This is a genomic window from Solibacillus sp. FSL K6-1523 (assembly GCF_038005225.1).
Lineage (GTDB): Bacteria > Bacillota > Bacilli > Bacillales_A > Planococcaceae > Solibacillus.
Genome location: NZ_JBBOSU010000001.1, coordinates 2,249,804 through 2,270,172 on the forward strand (window position 1 = coordinate 2,249,804; position 20,369 = coordinate 2,270,172).

Consider the following 20,369-nt stretch of genomic DNA (forward strand, 5'->3'; position numbering starts at 1 on the left):
ATCTTATTTTATTTTAAAATGGATAATTGTGGACCTTCTACTTTTTGCGTTTCACGAACCGCTGCCGTTGCGCCAGTACGTGTTAATTCTTTAATGCCATATGGACGAATTAATTCGATAAAGGCATCAATTTTTTCTGGATGTCCGACTACTTCATACGTCACAACATTTTTAGCTGTATCAACAACTTGCGGGCGGAATGGTTCAACAATTGAATTCATTTCAAGTCGTAAGTTCGGTGGTGATACGACCTTTACTAAGGCCAACTCACGTAGAACAATCGCTTTTTCTGTAATATCATTGACCTTTAGCACATCAATTTGCTTCGATAATTGCTTAATTAATTGTTCAATTTTACTTTCATCTTCTACATGTACGACAAATGTCATTTTTGAGAAGTTTGGTTGCTCTGAATGGCCAACAGTAATCGACTCAATATTAAATTGGCGTTTCATTAATAAACCTGTAACACGATTCAACACGCCACTTTGATTGATTACCGTTACGTTAATAACACGTTTCATGGCTTTTTCACTCCAATCATTTCATGTAACCCTTTACCTGGTGCCACCATTGGATTGACGTTTTCTAATTGCTTCACACGACAATCAATCACAACTGGTTCATCAGATAAAATGGCTTCTGCAAAAATTGCCTCAGCTTCTGATAACTTCTCAATGCGATACCCTTTAACTCCATACGCATCCGCTAACTTAACGAAATCAGGTTGAATTGGCATTAACGATTGAGAATAGCGTTCCTCGTAAAACGTTTCCTGCCATTGACGGACCATTCCTAAGCAACTGTTGTTTAAAATTACGACTTTTACTGGTAAGTTAAACTCTTTTAACAACGCAAGTTCTTGGTTTGTCATTTGGAAACCTGCATCCCCTACAATTGAAATAACTTTTCGATCAGGACATGCAAACTGAGCGCCAATCGCTGCTGGGAAACCGAAGCCCATCGTTCCTAAACCACCTGAAGTAATCCAGCTATGATCATTGTTTAAGCGGTAATATTGAGCTGCCCACATTTGATGCTGTCCAACATCGGTTGTAACAATGGCATCACCTTCTGTTAATTTGTGAATGATTTCAAGTGCTTGCTGCGGTAAAATTTCTTCGCCCGCTTCTTCGTACCATAAAGGATACGCTTTGCGACTTTCGTCTAAATAAGTCATCCATTCAGATGTATCCATCATCGTAAAGTCTTTTTTCATTAATGCATGTAATGCTTCCTTCGCATCTCCCACAATTGGGATATCCGTTGGCACATTTTTGCCGATTTCCGCTGGGTCGATGTCGATATGGATAATCGTTGCATTTGGTGCAAACGTCGCCAAGTTGCCAGTTAAACGGTCATCAAAGCGTGCGCCAATGTTAATTAGCAGGTCACATTTGGTAATTGCATCATTGGCTGTTGCATAACCATGCATCCCGGCCATGCCATAAAATTGCTCATGATCCCCATGAATGCTTCCTAAACCAAGTAAAGTATTCACAACAGGTAAATTATACTTTTCAATAAATTCAGTTAATTGTTCGCGTGCATCGGCAAATAATACACCTGCACCTGCAAGTACTAGCGGTTTTTTCGCTAATGATAATGCTTGGATCGCCTTCTGAATTTGTAAGTAATTTGGCTTCGTCGTTGGCTGGTAACCTGGTAAATAAATTTCATCCGGTGTTGTAATTTGATCTTCCTGGAAAATCGATTGAGATATGTTTTTCGGGAAGTCAATTAATACCGGACCTTTACGACCTGTATTCGCAATATGGAATGCCTCTTTTACGATTCGTGGAATATCCGCCGCATCTTGCACTTGATAATTGTGTTTTGTAATCGGTGTTGTAATACCGATTATATCTGCTTCTTGGAAAGCATCCGTCCCAATAACGGATGTTGCCACTTGCCCTGTGAAAATGACTAATGGAATCGAATCAATCATTGCATCAGCAATTCCTGTTACAAGGTTTGTCGCGCCTGGTCCTGACGTCGCGATTACGACGCCTGGCTGATTTGTTATACGTGCATAACCTTCTGCTGCGTGAATCGCTCCTTGCTCATGTCTTGTTAAAATATGCCGAATTGGATTGCGATACAGTGCATCATAAATTTGTAATACAGCACCACCTGGATAACCAAAAATTATATCAACACCTTGATCATGGAGAGACTGAACTAAAATGTCTGCACCATCTCTCGGTTTCTTTACTTGCTGAGCTTCCTCAGTACGTTCGATTTCTTGCTTCATTGAAACGTTTGCACTCATAATTGAATTCTCCTTTCTTTTTTAAAAAAATAAAAAAGCCTTTTATCCGCACGCAAAAGAAAACCTGTTGCGTAGGGATGAAAAAGACTTTTCATGGTACCACCCTCGTTTGTAGCGGCAATAAACGGTCTTTTCACATTGCTCGTGAAAAGCTACTTATTGACCCTGCTACCTCGTGAATCGCCCCTCGTACTAGATTTTTCAATTTAGCTATTCCTAAATTAAATTCTGGCGGACGATTCATTAATAACGAGCACTTCGAATGTGCCCGGAGCTATCTAATGGCAAAATGCGTTTAATAGCTCACTCCGAGGGGATGTCGGATACAGTTGTATCGCCGGCTTCCACCACTGCCGGCTCTCTGGTAAATACAATGCTCTGTAACCTTTAACCTCATCAACGTTTTAGTTTATTCAATTACGCCTTGGTGGAATTGCGTCCAGATTTTTTCGAGCTTGCTCGAAAAACTTCCCTTAAAAATCTGTGACATCCGCCGGGGGCAACTTGATTCAGCATAGTTTCAAATCCAAATTGAATAGAATTGCATATTTAGCATTCATCCATCCCACTATATGAAAGGGAATTTTGCTGAATCAAGTTAGATTTTCATGACGCCGCCTTGAGAAGCATTCGTTACTAAAGCTGAGTAACGAGCTAACCAGCCGCGCTTAATTTTTGGTTCAAATACTGGTAATTTTGTACGACGTTCCGCTAACACTTCATCGGATACTTGTAAATTAATCGTACGGGCTGGTAAATCAATTTCGATTATATCGCCATTTTCAACTAAAGCGATTGGACCGCCTTCTGCTGCTTCTGGTGAAATATGACCGATAGAAATTCCGCGTGATGCACCACTAAAGCGGCCATCTGTAATAAGCGCAACCTTTGTTCCTAAACCGCGCCCTTGAATTGCTGATGTTGGGGCAAGCATTTCCGGCATTCCTGGACCACCTTTTGGCCCTTCATATCGGATGACAACGACATGCCCCTCACGTACCTCACCTTTATCAATCGCTTCTTGTGCATCTTCTTGTGAGCCAAATACAATCGCCTCACCCGTAAATACTTTAATAGATGGATCCACGGCACCAACTTTAATAACCGAGCCTTCTGGTGCGATATTACCGAATAATACGGACAAACCACCTACCGCACTATATGGATTATCTTTCGTGCGAATGACATTTTCGTTTGTAATATGGTAATCCTTCACAAGTTCACGCATCGTTAAGCCTGTAATTGTTGGGCGATCTGGATGAATGGCACCTGGAATTTTAGTTAATTCATTAATAATCGCTTGCACGCCGCCTGCTTTATTAATATCATCCATCGAAATATCCGATGCTGGCATAATTTTCGCGATATATGGTACGCGCTCTGCTACTTTATTAATTTCTTCAATGTTATATTCAATTTCCGCCTCATTGGCAATAGCTAATGTATGTAGCACTGTATTTGTCGAGCCACCCATTGCCATGTCTAACGCGAAGGCATCATCAATTGCTTCTTTTGTAATGATGTCACGAGGTTTTACGTCCTCTTTAATCATGCGAACCAAATGTTTGGCTGCATCTTTTATAAGCTGGTGACGCTCTTCACTTGTTGCAACGATTGTACCGTTACCTGGAAGCGCTACACCGAGCATCTCCATTAAGCAGTTCATCGAGTTGGCTGTGAACATTCCTGAACAAGAACCGCATGTTGGACACGCATTGTTTTCAATATCAAGTAACTCTTCAGCAGTCATTGTACCTGCTTTATGAGCACCGACCCCTTCAAATACGCTCGTCAGTGATAATTGCTTCCCACTTGCCGATGTACCTGCCTCCATTGGACCACCTGATACGAATACAGATGGAACGTTCGTGCGTACCGCTGCCATTAACATTCCTGGTGTGATTTTGTCACAGTTTGGAATGTAGAAAACACCGTCAAACCAGTGCGCATTAATAACTGTTTCAGCCGAGTCTGCAATAATTTCACGTGATGGTAAGGAATAACGCATCCCAATATGTCCCATCGCAATCCCATCGTCAACACCGATCGTATTAAACTCAAATGGAATACCGCCTGCTTCAATTATGGCTTCCTTCACGACGTCTGCGAATTCGCGTAAATGAACGTGTCCTGGAATAATATCAATATAAGAGTTACAAACACCGATGAATGGCTTTTCTAAATCTCTCGCCTTCACTTTTCCTGTAGCATATAAAAGACTACGGTGTGGAGCTCGGTCAACCCCTAATTTAATCATATCGCTTCTCATTTACTAAACGCCCCTCAACGTATTGCATTTACTTAAAGTTCATGTATATACGAATGTATTTATTAGATATTAAGATGATTATGACTTTCTATCTATCATCCTACTTGCGTCCAGATTTTTTGAGTTTGCTTGAAAAGCTCTTCTCGAAAATCTGTAACATCCGTTAGTCCTTCGATCTCCCTTGAACTTCTAACGTGCACCTTTTCAATAATTCTTTCAAGCTATGAACTTGTAGCGGAATAATTGAAGTGGTGTATTAAATTGTTGTTATCATAGTACGAATGAATAGTGGTCGTCAATACTATTTTTTGAATTATTTAAACAATTCGAAATTTTTACTCCACTTGAAATCGCTTTCATCGTGGAAACTGGACGGTTTTTGCTCGTAAAATACTTTATTACGGAAATTTGAATTTTTTGTTTTTTCTTAATAATCACGTTAATCTAAATGCAATAAAATGCGAACAACTGTAATATCCAAACAAAAAAAGAGAAGGAAATACGATTTCTCGTAAATTCCTTCTCTTCATATAGTAAAAGACTATTTAAATATATTTCTAAAATATGATGTTAAAAAGATATCATGTGGATCATAAATTCTGCGCTGTTCATTGAATTTTACCGCATTTGGGTAATAACTTTCAATATTATCGCGATGATATTTATTCATTTTCCCCCAATGTGGTCGCCCATTGTATTTTCTCATCATGTCATGCACCCAAGCAAAATAGCTCGATTCGTCCATTCCTTTATACATATGGAACGCTAAGAATGCACTTTCCTCTTCTTGAGTTGGACTTAAATAGCCCGTTTCCCCGGCTGTAGTACGACATTCGATTGGAAAATGGACATCAAATTGCTGACGCGCAAATACGGAGTTCACTTCTTCAATACACGCTTCAAACTGATCCACAGGAATCGCATATTCCGTTTCTACAAATTTTACGCTGCGCGGTGACGGATAAACTTCATAGCTAATATCCGTGCGCTGCTCTTGTCCAACCGCTATGGCACATAATTTACTAACCGGTATACTAAGAGAAGGCTTCCACTTACAAATTTCCGATGCAACAAAAAATGCACCGTTCTCAATGATTTGTAGCTTCGTACGGTCCACCATCTTTTGCAATTTGGGTTGAGTAATCGGTTCCACTTGTTTCATTTTTTTCACTTGGATTTGATCGCTTCCTGGGAAGTAAAACCATTCCACATTACGGTTTTCACGGATCGTTTGCCTAAAATGATTTACCTCTGTTTGGAAATCACTTCTTTCCGATGTATATTCTAAACTATATAACGGCATAACATGGATCGAGACCGTTACGAGGATGCCTATTAAGCCAAGCGATACATGCAATGCCTCTGACAATGCATCCGGTCCGCGCTCATGCTCGATATAATCCCCCTCACCTGTCACAATACCCCAACGTTTCACCATTGAGGAGAACGAACCAAGTGTAATTCCCGTTCCGTGCGTCCCCGTCGAAATGGCTCCAGCTAATGTTTGATATTGAATATCCCCCATATTAATAAGGGCTAATCCATGTTCCGCTAAAATTGGTCCGACTTCATGTAAATAAGTCCCTGCATAAAACGTCGCTGTGTGCGCCGCTTTATCCACATGAATGAGTCCTCTTAAATTATGTAATGTTAAGGCGGATTGCTCCGGCATAGCAACTGGGCTAAATGAATGCGCAGCACCTGTCACGCGAATTGTTCTTTTTGAAAATGTGTGCTCCTGAACAATTGAACAAACTTCTTCAATTGATTGTGGCGCATAAAATTGACTTGGATACGATAAATAATTTCCCGACCAATTTGTCCACTTGGCTCCATTGCGCCATTTTTTTATAGAAAACATTGTCCATCCCCCCGATAGGTTTGAATCTGGCCAAAGTACTTGCCATCTTTTACTGCATGTAATACTTGAAATCGCTCACATAATTCCCCAGCTTTTGAATGGCGCAAATAGAGCGTATCACCAATGCTGATCGTGCCTTTTTTGACGACAACTGGTGTTTGGACTTCTCCGGCACCCTCTAAAGGTAAAAATTCAAAACGATCCGCTTCCATAAAAGTGGGCAATCGGTCTTTTCCTACCGCACCTGATGCAATATAACCACCACCATGGCAAACGACAATATTTGGTGCAAACTGGCGTGTCACACGAAGCGCAAAACCAACTGCTGGTGCTAAAGCTAGGCTATCATAACGATCAAATAACGCTGGTGCAAAAAATGCGGAACCTACTGTAATTTCCGTCACATCTTGCTGCTGTGCTGTATATTGCATACTCCCTGAACCACCCGCATTGACAAATTTTACATCATATAAGCTTTTCACATGTGCCACAGCGAATTGACGAAATGCCGTTACTTTCTTTTTTGATTGCTTTTTCAATGTTCGGATAAGCGTTGTTTGTAAACCTAATAGTTGCGAAGATTGATCCGCTACCCCAGCTATTTGTGCATCATAACCCATCACACCAGTAACTGTTAGCGATTTAAATGCTTGTAATTGATCGGTCAGTTCTTTTAATGCTTCGAAATTGGCAATCGGTGAACGTTTCGATCCAAAGTACAACACTTGGAAATCCGTTGATACATTGACATCAATGCAAATTTCAAAAACGATTCCTTCTGCTTGTGCAATGTTATTTAATAAAGCAGCTTGCTCCATCGCATCAACCATAAACGTAATCGATTTACCGCTTTTCACCCATTCGGCAAGACGTGTAATCGACTGTTTTTCATATACTGGGTAGCCGATTAGAATTTCATCCAAGTCTTGTTCAAGTAAAAATAACGTTTCACTTGCTGTAAATGTCATAAAGCCTGCGAAATGATGAATTCGCTTTGAAATATAATTCAACATAGGCGCTGAACGGATTGATTTTGTCGCGATACGAATTTTCTTTTGTTCACATGCTTCATTCACAAATGCGATATTTTGCTCTAGCGCATCGAGATCAAGCCATGCAAAAGGTCGTTCTATTTCTGAAAAGGCTTGTTCATATTTGTCCAACTTTATTCTCCTTCATACTTTAAAAATTAATTCTTACGAAAAAATGAGTAATAAATGTAGCTATTGACCGGAAATCAAATTAAAAAAGAAGTAAAGTTACATTACAAACATATCCAATGAATGTAAAAAAGTAAACGTAATTTTTGTTCTTATACCAAAAAAAAGCTATCTTGAAATCAATCAAAATAGCTTTTCTAATTTTTCTATTTTAATAACATTAATTCAAACGCAAAATTCAATATAAATAAACTATGGATTCCAACAAAAACAAGTCCTTGACGATTTAGTTTTTTCATTACAGCTAAGTCCATGTTCATCACCTCTTCATTTGAATTAAAATCTGTGATATCCACCAAGGGGCATTGGACCACCATGATGTTGGCCACTCAGGCGTTACCGCAGTACGCTGGGTTCTTAGCCTAAGTTCTCTATTCAGCATGCACCTTCCACTTATTCAAGTAATGGTTTCTGCTGAATTAATTTAAACTATACAACATTCAAGGCGGAAAATCAAAACTTTTCGAACAATTTGTGAACGTTTTTTTCATACCGTATTTCCCATTTCATGTCATAATAGAAGCAATACATTTTTAGGGGGAATTTCCAATGTCGAAAAAAGCTTTAATTGTAATTGATTACACGTATGATTTTGTTGCTACAGATGGAAACTTAACGAGCGGTGCACCCGGACAAGCAATCGAAGGTACTATTACTTCGTTCATCGAACAGTTTATGAAGCAGCAAGAATTGGTCGTGTTTGCCAATGATATTCATTATAAAGAAGATCCATTTCATCCCGAAACGAAGCTATTCCCACCTCATAATATTATTGGTACACCTGGGCGCGATTTATACGGAACAGTTAAGGATGCCTATGAAAAATATAAAGATCAAGTCATTTCTTTTGATAAAACACGTTATAGCGCATTTGCGGGAACGAATTTAAACATATTATTGATGGAACGCAAAATTTCCGAAGTAGTGCTCGTCGGCGTTTGTACCGATATTTGTGTATTACATACGGCCGTTGATGCATATAATTTAGGATATACGATTACCGTTCCAAAAGATGGAGTGGCGAGCTTTAACGCGGTTGGGCATGATTGGGCACTTCAGCATTTCCAATCCACACTTGGTGCAAAACTAATTTAAATTTTTTTTTAAAACTTGTGTTTAACTTTTAAAATGTTAGGCAATAATTAAGTAGATGCCGTTATCATTTTAATCTTTCAAAAGGAGTTGAACAACATGATCAGTTTCATTTGGTTTTTAATCATCGGTGGTTTGCTAGGTTGGTTAGCGGGCGTTATTTTAGGAAGAGATGTTCCAGGGGGAATTATAGGTAATATTATCGCTGGTATCGTCGGCTCTTGGATTGGTAGTATGGTTTTAGGTAACTGGGGTTGGAAAGTATCCGACTTCTATGTATTCCCTGCTCTAATCGGTGCCGTTGTTTTAATTTTTATTGTCAGCTTTGCTTTAAGATCAATGCGCAAAGCAATGTAATTCGCTTAATAACAACTCAAAAAAGGCATTCAGAAGCAAGTTCATCTGAGTGCCTTTTGTCATGAATAAAATAAAGGCGTTTATACGATATTTGATAAACAATACAAGTTTGAAAAATAATATTACAGGGGAAAATCCCTTTAATAGCAATGTCAACGAACCCCCACTGAGGTAAAGCAATTCAGTAGGGGCTTGAAAACGCCAGTTCAAGTCTTTCCGTCTGAGAGACGAGTGACGCTCTAAGTGACGATTTTCAAATCACTGTTTTTGGTCGGCACTTAATGTACCACTTGCACTACCCTAAGAAGAGCTGTACAAGCCCCGACAAGTCGAGTACACAAGGATGGTTGACGTACCCACTAGACCGTGCCTAAGCAACGGTTTTACGTGTTTTTCACAAGTGCTTGGATATTTTACGTGACAAAGCTTTTTCTTGTCACAACCCCCCTCTATCCAGTTATCAAGGAACAACGTATCGTATTATTTTAACACAGAACAAACGTTTCAGCTAACGCCAACCGACATTCATCTCCCCCTGAATCGTTGGGCTTTGTCCGTAACACGAATCAGGTGGAGTCTTCTGTCGGAGAAATATAAAATTTACTTTAACCAAAAAAGAATCGAAACCAAAACGCCCCTGTAAAAACTAAGTATGCTTCTTCTCTAAAATGATGTACGATAGGAATGATGATCGATAGAAAGAGGTTCAACAAATGGAATCAAAGAAACTACAAATCAAACAACCTAAATATCAAACAATTGCCGAAGATATCGCTTCCAAAATTGTCGAAAAAAAATATATCGTTGGTGAAAAAATTTATGCACGCTCGTCACTCGCATCCCAGTACGGTGTATCTGCAGAGACCGCTCGCCGTGCCATTGCCGTTTTGCAAGATTTAGAAATTGTAGAAGCAACAAAAGGGAGTGGCGTTATTATTACGTCGTATGAAAATGCCGCGAAATTTGTTCAACGGCTTGAAGGCGTTCAATCCATTTGGGAATTGCAATCGACGTTGCAACAAAGCATCAACAAACAAATTAACGAATTAAATACTTTAAAAGAAACAACAAAAGAATTGATTAATCGAACGAACCGATTTCGCAACATTAATCCGTTCATCCCTTCCCAATTAGAAATTACGGAAAATTGCCCTTTCCTCAAAAAAAACATTGGGGAAATTAATTTTTGGCAAAATACAAGAGCAACAATTGTCGGTATTAGAAAAGGTGACGATTTAATTATGTCCCCTGGTCCCTATGCAACACTCGATGCAGGAAATGTAATTTACTTCATTGGTGATGATGAATCCTTGGCAAATGCTCAACAATTTTTACAACTTCATCCATAGCTAACAGTTGAAACAAGTAGGATTAACTACATTGTTTCAACTGTTTTTTTATGCCATAAAAGCGCTTCCATAAAGCAGTGAGAATTCAAGCATAGCAAGGTATACACTCGATTTCTGAAGGCTTCCAATCATTCGGAAAAGTCTCCCACTAATTGAAATTTCACTTTATTTTGGATTGATTTAAAGTTTGAATCAATTATTTGACAATAGTAACAACCTAGCGTTAACATTAGGTTGTTACTTTATTCATAGCATAGTAATTTAACATAATTCAGCGAGGATCAAGCCCGGTGGATGTCACAGTTTTTTTATTTAAGGGAGTTTTTCGAGCTCGCTCAAAAAAATCTGGACGCCATTACGCCGAGGCGCAATTGATCAGTAAAACGAAAGGTGAAGTGATGGCATGGAAAAACTAAAGGTGGAAAATGTCACCAAGATTTTCGGCAAGCAGTCTGCTAACGCAATGAAGCTTGTCGAGAATAAAATGAGCAAAACAGAAATCCTGCAACAAACAGGAGCAACGGTCGGTGTATATGATGCATCCTTTACCGTAAATGAAGGAGAAATTTTCGTTATTATGGGATTATCGGGCAGCGGGAAGTCTACGCTCATCCGCCTATTAAACCGTCTCATTGACCCGACTGGCGGGGAAATTTACATTGATGGAGAAAAAATAACGCACCTTAAGAAAAACCAACTGCAACTTATCCGTCGCGAAAAAATGAGCATGGTTTTTCAAAATTTCGGCTTATTCCCTCACCGCACAATTTTGGATAATACACAATACGGCTTAGAAGTGCGTGGCATTGCAAAGGAAGAAAGAAGATTGAAAGCAGAAAAGGCTTTAAAAAATGCAGGTTTACTTGATTATAAAGATCAGTACCCGCACCAATTATCCGGCGGAATGCAGCAGCGCGTTGGTTTAGCAAGAGCGCTTGCTAATGATCCTGAAATATTACTTATGGATGAAGCTTTTTCTGCACTCGATCCATTAATTCGAAAAGAAATGCAAGACGAATTATTAGAACTTCAAGCAAATGTCCAAAAAACGATCATATTTATTACACATGATTTAAATGAAGCACTTCGCATAGGCGATCGGATTGCGATTATGAAGGACGGGAAAATTATTCAAATCGGTACTGGGGAAGAAATTTTAACGAACCCTGCAAATGCATATATCCGCACGTTTTTAGAGGATGTTGACCGATCTAAAGTATTAACTGCTGAACATGTGATGGTCCGTCCAATGACGATTAACGTTGAAAATGACGGTCCGAAAGTAGCGTTACAACGCATGCGCGAGGAAGAAATTAGTGTGCTTATCGCTGTTGACAAACAACGCCAATTTAAAGGGTATATTACAGCGAATGATGCACTTAAAGCTTCGCAAAGTGGTGAGAAAACGATCCGTGAAATTGTTCAAACCGATATGCCTATCGTTGAACCTTCAACACTCATTCAAGACGTATTACCAATTATATCGGATTGTCCAACACCGGTAGCAGTCGTAGATGAAGGAAAACTTCGCGGAATACTTATCCGTGGTGTCATTATTGAGTCACTTGCCTCTGCAACTCAGGAGGTGGAAGATCATGAGTAATTTTCTAAATCAAATTCCTGCATTACCTGTTGGGGATGCAGTAGAAAAAGTAATGGATTTGTTTACAAATACATTTTCAACTGTATTTAAGTTTATACAAACGGACGGAACCGCGTTAATGGATTCCGTTACAAATTTACTCATTTCAATCCCTCCGATTATTTTTATATTACTCGTTGCGATACTCGCATTTTTCGCTACTGGAAAGAAATTTGGTTTAGCAATCTTTTCAATAATCGGCTTACTGTTCATTTATAACCAACAGCTTTGGGAGCAATTAATGAACACTTTTACACTCGTATTATTCGCTAGTATCGTTGCGATTATTATTGGGATTCCTTTAGGGATTTTAATGTCTAAGAGCACACTTGCCGACAATATTATTAAGCCTATTCTTGATTTTATGCAAACAATGCCTGGTTTCGTCTATTTAATTCCAGCTGTTGCATTTTTCGGGATTGGTGTTGTACCAGGTGTGTTTGCATCCGTAATCTTTGCTCTGCCCCCTACTGTTCGCTTTACGAATTTAGGTATTCGCCAAGTATCAAAGGAATTAGTAGAAGCAGCTGATTCATACGGAAGTACGGGTCTTCAAAAGTTACTAAAAGTAGAGCTTCCAATTGCTAAATCTACCATCATGGCTGGGATCAACCAAACGGTATTGCTTTCATTATCAATGGTCGTAATCGCTTCAATGATTGGAGCTCCTGGTTTAGGACGCGAAGTATTATCTGCTTTACAACGTGCTCAAGTCGGAAACGGCTTTGTCGCTGGAATTAGTTTAGTTATTTTTGCAATTATCGTTGACCGATTAACGCAAAGCTTAAATAAAAAATCAATATAGAATAGGAGAATGTTAGATGAGAAAACGAAACTATTTATTAAGTTCAATAGCAATTGGTGCGAGTCTTCTGCTTGCTGCTTGTGGAGGTGGTTCTTCTTCAGAAAAAGACGATTCACTTGGGAAAATTAATCTTGCTTATGTAGAATGGGATACGGAAATCGCCTCAACTCATGTTGTAGGTCAAGTTTTAGAAGACATTGGCTACGATGTATCACTTACACCGCTTGATAACGCGATTATGTGGGAGGCTGTTTCAAAAGGTGAAGCGGATGCAATGGTCGCTGGCTGGTTACCTGCTACCCATGCTGCGCAGTTAGAGAAGTACGGAGATAATTTAGTAAATTTAGGTGAAAACTTATCTGGTGCAAAAATCGGATTAGTAGTACCTAGTTATATGGACGTGAATTCGATTGCAGACTTAAAAGATGAAGCGGGTTCTACAATTACAGGAATCGAGCCTGGTGCTGGTATTATGATGGCTACTGAAAAAGCACTAGAAGAGTATCCAAACTTGAATTCATGGTCATTACTCCCTTCTTCATCAGGTGCTATGACAGTTGCTTTAAAACAAGCGATTGCCAATGAGGAAGATATTATCGTTACAGGCTGGTCACCACACTGGAAATTCGCTTCGTATGACTTAAAATACTTAGAAGATCCACAAGGTGTTTTTGGTGGCGAAGAGACGATTAATACGTTTGTGAGTACAAAATTAGAAGAAAAAGCTCCTGAAGCATATAAAGTACTCGATGCCTTCCACTGGACAGCAGATGATATGGAAAAAGTCATGTTAGAAATAAATGATGGGAAAAAACCGAAAGATGCTGCTGCTGATTGGATTAAAGAAAATCAAGATATTGTTAAACAATGGACAGCAGACGTAAAATAAAACGTCCGTAATTTCTATTGTAAAAGAGTAAATGCCAAGTAGATGAAGTAATCTACTTGGCATTTTTCATTTCATTAGCACTATTTTCATTCTTTTAACGCAATTTGCTTCAGCTGATCATCGTAATCTTTATATTGATTATAGTATTTTAATATATCTTCAACATACGCATCACTATGATTATACTGATAAATTGCTTTTTTGAATTGTCCTTTATTAACACCTGCAATCGCTAAAAAATTCGCTGCACTATAAACAGCGTCCTCAATATCGAATGGATCTGCTAGCCCATCCCCATTCGCATCAATGCCGTAGCCCCCATACTTTTTAATAACAGCAGGATTGGTTTTATCCTTCTCGGGAATATCTCCTTGACCGAGCCCTTTGCATGATGGGTGTTTCCAACCAACGAATGTACATGGCATAAACTGTAGATGCCCTTCTGCCCCAACTGGAGACACAAGTGTTTTCATCGACGAAAAACGCGTTTCCACACGGTGATGGGCCGCCAGTAATGTCCACGGTACATTATATTTTTCTTCAGCTGCGACATAAATCGGTATGTATTCAATCGGAATAGATAAATCAAAATGCTCCTGAATTTGATGATACACGGACTTTTCGGTAAATTGATCCCCAAATGGAAGTCCTTTAAATTGTTGCCACGTAAAATAAGTAAATACATAAAGCGTCAACGCAACCGGAATTAATAACACGATTAAAAATAGCTTCACTTTAGGTGAAAGGAATGGTTTTTTCTTTTTCTTAGCTGCCATAATTGCCACCAATCTTCTTCTAGTTATGTAATGAATTGTTGTAATCAATTACACCGAGGTGTAATTGCGTCCAGATTTTTTCGAGGGCCCACACAAGACGTGGGTCAGTCAGCCGTTGTCACACGATGTGACGTCTTTAGGCTGACTTCCTCTTTTAAAAACCTCTCTTAAAAATCTGTGACATCCGCTGGGGTTTGGGTCAACACGACGTTGGTCACTTAGGCGTTGCCACACGATGCTGCGTTCTTAGCCTAGGTTCCCCTACCTCAAGCCGGGATTGCTGAATCAAGTTAAAAAACGAATTACTCTATTCTATTATAAGGCTTATGCCAACTTTTTTCATAGTTGAAAATCATTTCTACAATTGGTATAGTAGATAGTTATAAAGAAATGTACGAGAATTTGGAGTGAAACATATGTGGAAAGATTTTAAAGCATTTGCGATGCGCGGGAATGTGATGGATTTAGCCGTTGCAGTAGTAATTGGTGCGGCGTTCGGTAAAATTGTTGATTCTTTAGTAAAAAATATCATTATGCCCATCGTTGGGATATTAACAGGTGGCATTGACCTTACGGATAAATGGAAATTTGGTAGAGGTGATGCACAAGTGGCACTCGGCGTATTCGTCCAGTCGATTATTGATTTCTTAATTATCGCTTTTGCTATTTTTATCGTTTTACGAATTATTGCGAAGTTGAATCATAAAAAAGAAGCGGCAGTTGCAGAAGCTCCGGCACCTCCAGTAGATCCAAAAGAAGAATTATTAAAAGAAATTCGCGATTTATTGAAGAAAGAACAAGCTGAGTAATAGTTAAAAAAGCTATTTTGATTTCGGTCAAAATAGCTTTTTGTATGGAGTTTTCAATTAGCATATCGGAAAAATTAATTTATCCATCACTTTTGAATTTTTATCTCCTCTTTTATAATAGGAAGAACTGCCGAAAATTGATCGACAACAAAATCAGCTGTCTCCAACTCCTGCTGCTGTGCAAAATCAAAACGCACGCCGATGGATTGTAAATTATTATCTTTAGCCGCTTGAAAATCCGATAAGCGGTCTCCAATAACATAGCCGCGTACTAACTTATTTTCCTCGATAACTTTATGTACAAGCAGTGATTTATCACGTGAAGCTATTTGTTCGATGCTGTAAACCTTTTTAATCCAGCGATCAAGCCCATAATGCGTCACAATCGCTTGTAAATAGGCAGGCTGCCCATTGCTTGCAATAAAAATTGGCAAGTCTTCTGAAAGCTGCTGGAGCGTTTCTGTAACCCCTTCATATAAGCCACCTCGCCCTGCTTCAATTTGCTGTACCAAAAACTGTTGGAACCATTCATTGCTGCGCTCTCTTATGACAAATGAATGTTGTGGACAAAGCGTTTCCCACACAACCGCTAACGGTACACCCATAATTTCCTTATATTTTTCGATGGGTGTTGAATCCACCCACAACGATTCAGCACGCAATTTTTCAAATGTTTGTTCGAGTGCCCCTTCTAAAATAAGATGCGTTTGAAATAATGTGCCGTCCATATCAAAAATAATTGCATTTTGCATAACGTTTACCTCCCCTTTTTTATATTGGACGTTTCCTTTTCCATGGAAGTTCCTGGATGAATAAATTCACTAATTATTCAAATATATCGAAACACCTTCATTGCTTTTATAAACTGGATAATATATCCTAGTATGTAAGCATTCTACTAAAGTCGAATGTTTTCTTCACAAATATAAACTAGAGGTGAGAATAACATGGCAAAAAAAATCAAAAAAAACAAAGTAGAAGAAGTTGTACTAGAAAAGAAAGCAAAGAAAAAAGCTGACAAAAAGAAACTTGAGAAAAAGTTAGAAAAGAAAAAAGCTGAGAAGAAATTAGAAAAGAAAAAAGTTACGAAACTAGTAGCGAAGAAAAAAGCGAAAAAGAAAAGTGACAAAAAAGCTGCTTAATTCACATTAAATTCTAACCGAATTCATATGACAGACAGAGTATTATCTTAATATTAATGAAATTTCCCTAAGGGAGGACTCTTTTGTAAATGGTTAGTATTCTACATTTTACAAAAGTCCTCCCTTTTTTATTTTCAGAAATTTCTACAAAGTAAAAAATAGCTAAATATTTAGCCTGAACTCTTCATGAATCGGATATTCCTCACTCTGCTATTATCTCGAGATTCGACTTTTTGAGTCAATATTCTACCAATAAATAGGTGTTTAAATATGCATTTAATGAAGATTAATTGTCATTTTTCAGAATAATAAGGTATTATAAAAGAACACTTTATAGTTTTTCGAATTTTGGATAAGTTATAAAGAGAACGTCAATTCACACAAGGAGATGAAGAATATGCTACATATTGAAAAGTTAAGGAAAGTTTATCGCGGTGGAAAAGTCGCCGTCGATGATTTAACACTCGACATTCAAAAAGGAGAATTCATCGCCTTCATAGGTACAAGTGGTAGCGGGAAAACAACCGCACTTCGCATGCTAAATCGCATGGTTGAACCAACAAGTGGGACCGTAACAATCAACGGCAAAGATATGATGAAGATCAATCCCGTTACACTGAGACGTAGTATTGGTTATGTGATTCAACAAATCGGTTTAATGCCGCATATGACCATCCGAGATAATATCACGCTCGTTCCTCGTTTACTTCAATGGCAAAAAGACAAGTCTGAAGCTACGGCAAAACATTTAATTTCATTAGTAAACTTGCCAGAAGCCTATTTAGATTACTACCCCTCTCAATTATCTGGTGGTCAGCAGCAGCGGATTGGTGTTATCCGTGCATTAGCCGCCGAACAAGATATCATTTTAATGGACGAGCCTTTTGGAGCACTTGACCCCATTACGCGCGATACATTACAAGATTTAATTAAAGAACTGCAAAAAAACTTAAATAAAACAATTATTTTCGTTACGCATGATATGGACGAAGCGATTAAATTAGCGGATAAAATTGCGATTATGCATGATGGAAAGCTCATTCAATTCGATACGCCAGATAATATTTTAGCCAATCCCATCAATGATTTTGTCAAGGAATTTATCGGCTCTCACCGTCTCATTCAGCAAAAACCAAACTTTAAAACAGTGGATGAAGTAATGATTAAAGCCATTTCAATTACGATTGAGCGCAGTTTGGATGAAGCCATTCGATTAATGGTCAAATCCCGTGTCGATACGTTATTTGTGACAGATGGCAACAATCGCTTGCTCGGTTATTTAAACGTAGAAAGCTTAACAGGTGATGCAAGGTCGAAAAAAAGCGTGTCGGAAGTTTATATTAAAGACATTGTTTATATGAAGACCGGCTCTAAATTACAAGATTCGGTTCGCCGTATTTTAAAGCGTAATTTAAATAATATTCCCGTAGTCGATGATAATAACCGTTTAATCGGGCTTATTACACGTGCGAACATTGTAGATATCGTTTATGAAACAATTTGGGGCGATGAAGAACAGGAGTTGAAGAACTCATGATTAGTTTCTTCACAGAAAATGCTTCGGAACTTTTATTTAAGACGTGGGAACATCTTTATATTTCATTCATTGCCTTATTGTTCGGTACACTTATTGCCGTTCCTTTAGGTGTCCTGTTATCCAAAACAAAAAAGGTTACAAAAATCGTACTCACGATTACAAGCATGCTGCAAACAGTTCCTTCCCTCGCACTGCTCGCCATTATGATCCCGTTTTTAGGTATTGGGAAAGTACCTGCCATTGTTGCATTGTGTATATACTCCCTCCTACCTATTTTAAATAACACCTTTACAGGCATGCAGTCCGTCAACGAAAGTGTCAAGGCTGCTGGGAAAGCGATGGGGATGACACCTGCTCAATCGCTTCGTATGATTGAGCTGCCACTAGCAATGCCCGTCATTATGTCTGGTATTCGGCTGTCTGCGGTGTATGTCATTTCTTGGGCAACACTCGCCTCTTATATTGGTGCTGGTGGTTTAGGGGACTATATTTTTAATGGATTAAATTTATTTAAAATCGACCTCATTGTTGGTGGTGCGATTGTCGTAACACTATTAGCACTCGTGATTGATTTCATTTTAAGCCGTATCGAACGCAATATGATTCCAAAAGGGCTTCGTATACAAGGAGGACGATCATCATGAAAAAATTACTGCCTCTCTTCCTAGTCATCATGTTGCTAACAGCGTGTAAAAGTAATGACAGCAGCACAATTCGCATCGCTTCTGCCGTTACAACAGAAAGCCAAATTTTAGGTTATATGCTGAAAGATATGATTGAACATTATACGAATGAAGATGTTGTGCTTATTAATAATCTCGGCTCATCAACCGTACTCCATCAAGCAATGGTCAATGGAGACGCGAATATTTCATCGGTTCGCTACACCGGAACAGATTTAATGGGTGCGCTTAAACAGGAGCCAATAAGCGATCCGGGGCAGGCACTCGAAATTGTTCAACGACTTTTCCAAGAGAAATTTGATATGACATTTTATGATTCCTACGGCTTCGATAACACGTATGCCTTTATGGTCACAAAGGAAACCGCAGAAAAATATCAACTTAAAACGGTTAGTGATTTTAAAAATATTGCCTCCAGTTTGGAAGTTGGTGTGGATACGTCATGGATGAATCGTGAAGGTGATGGCTACAAAGCATTTGGTACCACATATGGTTTTGAATTTGGGCGTGTTTTCCCAATGCAAATCGGACTTGTTTATGATGCCGTTGCACAAGGCGAGCTTGATGCAGTACTTGGTTACACAACAGATGGCCGAATCGCATCGTATGATTTAGTCATTTTAGAAGATGACCTTCATTTTTTCCCGCCATATGATGCGTCTCCATTTGCAACGAACGCTTTATTAGAAGAAAAGCCAGAAGTAGAAAAAATATTACAACTACTTGTCGGACAAATTTCGAACGCAGAAATGCAGCGCTTAAACTTTTTAGCGGATAACAACTTAATTGAACCTCGTATTGTCGCTAAAAACTTTTTAATGGAACATAATTACTTCTCAGGAGGTGACACGCCATGACGGATATGACACAGCTATCTGTTATAGAGCAATTTCTCTTCTACATGAACGAAAATGGTTCGTATATTTTTTCGCAATTTGTAAGTCATTTTTTGTTATCCATTTATGGTGTTTTACTCGCCTCGGTTGTTGGTATTCCAATCGGTATTTATATTTCGAAATTCCCGCGCTTCACAGGACCGATTACTACATTAGCAAATATTATTCAAACCATTCCGACGCTCGCATTAATGGCGATGATTATGCTTGTTTTAGGTCTTGGAAAAACGACCGTCATTGTAACCGTCTTTTTCTATTCATTATTGCCAATTATTAAAAATACGCATGTCGGCATTACAACGATTAATCGCAGCTTAACGGATGCAGGACGCGGGATGGGCATGACGAAGCTTCAAGTGCTTTATATGGTAGAGTTACCACTTAGCATTTCCGTCATCATTACGGGCATTCGCATTGCGTTAGTGATCGCGATTGGGATTGTCGCAATCGGTGCCTTTATCGGTGCAGGTGGTTTAGGCGATATCATTATTCGCGGGACGAATGCAACGAATGGGACAGCGATCATATTAGCAGGTGCAATTCCTACTGCTCTTATGGCGATTTTGGCAGACATCTTACTTTTATGGTTAGAACGTCGCCTTGATCCTACGAAACGGAAAAAACTTCGTACGGTGTAATCGAATCTATTTTTCATTAAGAAGAGGCATCACCTATTTTAAATAGAAGATGCCTCTTTTTATTAATTCATTCCCTACTTGCATACTAATTCCTTCTTTTCTTATCGAATTTTCATTGTTTTTCACATTTCA

The 20,369-nt window shown here is 38.8% G+C and carries 19 protein-coding genes; 12 read left to right on the plus strand and 7 right to left on the minus strand.

Going from position 1 to position 20,369, the window contains the following annotated elements; translation table 11 throughout:
* Positions 1–8: 8 nt before the first annotated feature.
* From ilvN to MHI10_RS10710, 5 genes are all read right to left on the minus strand, one after another.
* On the minus strand, positions 9–524 hold the full coding sequence (gene ilvN / locus MHI10_RS10690) for an acetolactate synthase small subunit (RefSeq protein WP_340785336.1): 516 nt from the start codon (positions 522–524) through the stop codon (positions 9–11).
* Positions 521–2,272 (minus strand): biosynthetic-type acetolactate synthase large subunit, encoded by a 1,752-nt coding sequence (ilvB, locus tag MHI10_RS10695; RefSeq protein WP_340785339.1) that lies wholly within the window; start codon positions 2,270–2,272, stop codon positions 521–523. Before ilvB ends, ilvN begins: the two co-directional genes overlap by 4 nt.
* Before the next feature lie 598 nt (positions 2,273–2,870).
* On the minus strand, positions 2,871–4,541 hold the full coding sequence (ilvD, locus tag MHI10_RS10700; RefSeq protein ID WP_340785341.1) for a dihydroxy-acid dehydratase: 1,671 nt from the start codon (positions 4,539–4,541) through the stop codon (positions 2,871–2,873).
* 541 nt (positions 4,542–5,082) lie between these two features.
* The gene (locus tag MHI10_RS10705) at positions 5,083–6,402 is read right to left on the minus strand and encodes a D-arabinono-1,4-lactone oxidase (RefSeq protein WP_340785343.1); all 1,320 of its coding nucleotides are present in this window, start codon (positions 6,400–6,402) and stop codon (positions 5,083–5,085) included.
* A complete protein-coding gene (locus MHI10_RS10710; protein WP_340785345.1) occupies positions 6,390–7,565 on the minus strand; it encodes an alanine racemase in 1,176 nt (391 codons plus the stop codon). Before MHI10_RS10710 ends, MHI10_RS10705 begins: the two co-directional genes overlap by 13 nt.
* 606 nt (positions 7,566–8,171) lie before the next feature.
* Between MHI10_RS10710 and MHI10_RS10715 the strand changes: the two genes are divergently transcribed.
* The 6 genes from MHI10_RS10715 (at position 8,172) to MHI10_RS10740 (ending at position 13,756) form a co-directional block, all read left to right on the plus strand.
* Entirely contained in the window at positions 8,172–8,717 is a 546-nt protein-coding gene (locus MHI10_RS10715; protein WP_340785347.1) for a cysteine hydrolase family protein, read from the plus strand.
* Between the two features lie 96 nt (positions 8,718–8,813).
* Positions 8,814–9,071 (plus strand): GlsB/YeaQ/YmgE family stress response membrane protein, encoded by a 258-nt coding sequence (locus tag MHI10_RS10720; RefSeq protein WP_340785349.1) that lies wholly within the window; start codon positions 8,814–8,816, stop codon positions 9,069–9,071.
* A 713-nt stretch (positions 9,072–9,784) separates the two neighbouring features.
* On the plus strand, positions 9,785–10,420 hold the full coding sequence (locus MHI10_RS10725; RefSeq protein WP_340785352.1) for a TrkA C-terminal domain-containing protein: 636 nt from the start codon (positions 9,785–9,787) through the stop codon (positions 10,418–10,420).
* A gap of 403 nt (positions 10,421–10,823) precedes the next feature.
* Positions 10,824–12,023, plus strand: coding sequence for a quaternary amine ABC transporter ATP-binding protein (locus MHI10_RS10730; protein WP_340785355.1), 1,200 nt, complete (start codon positions 10,824–10,826; stop codon positions 12,021–12,023).
* On the plus strand, positions 12,016–12,867 hold the full coding sequence (locus MHI10_RS10735; RefSeq protein ID WP_340785358.1) for an ABC transporter permease: 852 nt from the start codon (positions 12,016–12,018) through the stop codon (positions 12,865–12,867). The genes MHI10_RS10730 and MHI10_RS10735 overlap by 8 nt, the downstream gene beginning before the upstream one ends.
* Before the next feature lie 16 nt (positions 12,868–12,883).
* A complete protein-coding gene (locus tag MHI10_RS10740; RefSeq protein WP_340785361.1) occupies positions 12,884–13,756 on the plus strand; it encodes a glycine betaine ABC transporter substrate-binding protein in 873 nt (290 codons plus the stop codon).
* A gap of 86 nt (positions 13,757–13,842) precedes the next feature.
* On the opposite strand, the gene MHI10_RS10745 is transcribed toward MHI10_RS10740, so the two are convergent.
* The gene (locus MHI10_RS10745; protein ID WP_340785363.1) at positions 13,843–14,532 is read right to left on the minus strand and encodes a lytic transglycosylase domain-containing protein; all 690 of its coding nucleotides are present in this window, start codon (positions 14,530–14,532) and stop codon (positions 13,843–13,845) included.
* 416 nt (positions 14,533–14,948) lie between these two features.
* Between MHI10_RS10745 and mscL the strand changes: the two genes are divergently transcribed.
* A complete protein-coding gene (mscL, locus tag MHI10_RS10750) occupies positions 14,949–15,341 on the plus strand; it encodes a large conductance mechanosensitive channel protein MscL (RefSeq protein WP_340785365.1) in 393 nt (130 codons plus the stop codon).
* Between the two features lie 86 nt (positions 15,342–15,427).
* Here mscL and MHI10_RS10755 read toward each other — a convergent pair whose 3' ends face one another.
* Positions 15,428–16,093: an HAD hydrolase-like protein gene (locus MHI10_RS10755; RefSeq protein ID WP_340785368.1), complete on the minus strand. Its 666-nt coding sequence runs from the start codon at positions 16,091–16,093 to the stop codon at positions 15,428–15,430.
* A 195-nt stretch (positions 16,094–16,288) separates the two neighbouring features.
* Between MHI10_RS10755 and MHI10_RS10760 the strand changes: the two genes are divergently transcribed.
* The 5 genes from MHI10_RS10760 to MHI10_RS10780 all read left to right on the plus strand — a co-directional run bounded on the left by MHI10_RS10760 (position 16,289) and on the right by MHI10_RS10780 (position 20,237).
* Entirely contained in the window at positions 16,289–16,483 is a 195-nt protein-coding gene (locus MHI10_RS10760) for a hypothetical protein (protein ID WP_340785369.1), read from the plus strand.
* Positions 16,484–16,880: 397 nt separating this feature from the next.
* Positions 16,881–18,020, plus strand: coding sequence for a betaine/proline/choline family ABC transporter ATP-binding protein (locus MHI10_RS10765; protein ID WP_340785371.1), 1,140 nt, complete (start codon positions 16,881–16,883; stop codon positions 18,018–18,020).
* Positions 18,017–18,664 (plus strand): ABC transporter permease, encoded by a 648-nt coding sequence (locus MHI10_RS10770; protein WP_340785373.1) that lies wholly within the window; start codon positions 18,017–18,019, stop codon positions 18,662–18,664. The genes MHI10_RS10765 and MHI10_RS10770 overlap by 4 nt, the downstream gene beginning before the upstream one ends.
* Complete coding sequence (locus MHI10_RS10775; RefSeq protein ID WP_340785375.1) at positions 18,661–19,560, plus strand: osmoprotectant ABC transporter substrate-binding protein; 900 nt, start codon at positions 18,661–18,663, stop codon at positions 19,558–19,560. Before MHI10_RS10770 ends, MHI10_RS10775 begins: the two co-directional genes overlap by 4 nt.
* A complete protein-coding gene (locus MHI10_RS10780; RefSeq protein WP_445683183.1) occupies positions 19,557–20,237 on the plus strand; it encodes an ABC transporter permease in 681 nt (226 codons plus the stop codon). The genes MHI10_RS10775 and MHI10_RS10780 overlap by 4 nt, the downstream gene beginning before the upstream one ends.
* Positions 20,238–20,369: the final 132 nt, after the last annotated feature.

Coding starts and splice junctions, on each gene's coding strand:
- ilvN (WP_340785336.1), bottom strand. CDS start 524: ATGAAACGTGTTATTAACGTAACGGTAATCAATCAAAGTGGCGTGTTG.
- ilvB (WP_340785339.1), bottom strand. CDS start 2,272: ATGAGTGCAAACGTTTCAATGAAGCAAGAAATCGAACGTACTGAGGAA.
- ilvD (WP_340785341.1), bottom strand. CDS start 4,541: ATGAGAAGCGATATGATTAAATTAGGGGTTGACCGAGCTCCACACCGT.
- MHI10_RS10705 (WP_340785343.1), bottom strand. CDS start 6,402: ATGTTTTCTATAAAAAAATGGCGCAATGGAGCCAAGTGGACAAATTGG.
- MHI10_RS10715 (WP_340785347.1), top strand. CDS start 8,172: ATGTCGAAAAAAGCTTTAATTGTAATTGATTACACGTATGATTTTGTT.
- MHI10_RS10720 (WP_340785349.1), top strand. CDS start 8,814: ATGATCAGTTTCATTTGGTTTTTAATCATCGGTGGTTTGCTAGGTTGG.
- MHI10_RS10725 (WP_340785352.1), top strand. CDS start 9,785: ATGGAATCAAAGAAACTACAAATCAAACAACCTAAATATCAAACAATT.
- MHI10_RS10730 (WP_340785355.1), top strand. CDS start 10,824: ATGGAAAAACTAAAGGTGGAAAATGTCACCAAGATTTTCGGCAAGCAG.
- MHI10_RS10735 (WP_340785358.1), top strand. CDS start 12,016: ATGAGTAATTTTCTAAATCAAATTCCTGCATTACCTGTTGGGGATGCA.
- MHI10_RS10740 (WP_340785361.1), top strand. CDS start 12,884: ATGAGAAAACGAAACTATTTATTAAGTTCAATAGCAATTGGTGCGAGT.
- MHI10_RS10745 (WP_340785363.1), bottom strand. CDS start 14,532: ATGGCAGCTAAGAAAAAGAAAAAACCATTCCTTTCACCTAAAGTGAAG.
- mscL (WP_340785365.1), top strand. CDS start 14,949: ATGTGGAAAGATTTTAAAGCATTTGCGATGCGCGGGAATGTGATGGAT.
- MHI10_RS10755 (WP_340785368.1), bottom strand. CDS start 16,093: ATGCAAAATGCAATTATTTTTGATATGGACGGCACATTATTTCAAACG.
- MHI10_RS10760 (WP_340785369.1), top strand. CDS start 16,289: ATGGCAAAAAAAATCAAAAAAAACAAAGTAGAAGAAGTTGTACTAGAA.
- MHI10_RS10765 (WP_340785371.1), top strand. CDS start 16,881: ATGCTACATATTGAAAAGTTAAGGAAAGTTTATCGCGGTGGAAAAGTC.
- MHI10_RS10770 (WP_340785373.1), top strand. CDS start 18,017: ATGATTAGTTTCTTCACAGAAAATGCTTCGGAACTTTTATTTAAGACG.
- MHI10_RS10775 (WP_340785375.1), top strand. CDS start 18,661: ATGAAAAAATTACTGCCTCTCTTCCTAGTCATCATGTTGCTAACAGCG.
- MHI10_RS10780 (WP_445683183.1), top strand. CDS start 19,557: ATGACGGATATGACACAGCTATCTGTTATAGAGCAATTTCTCTTCTAC.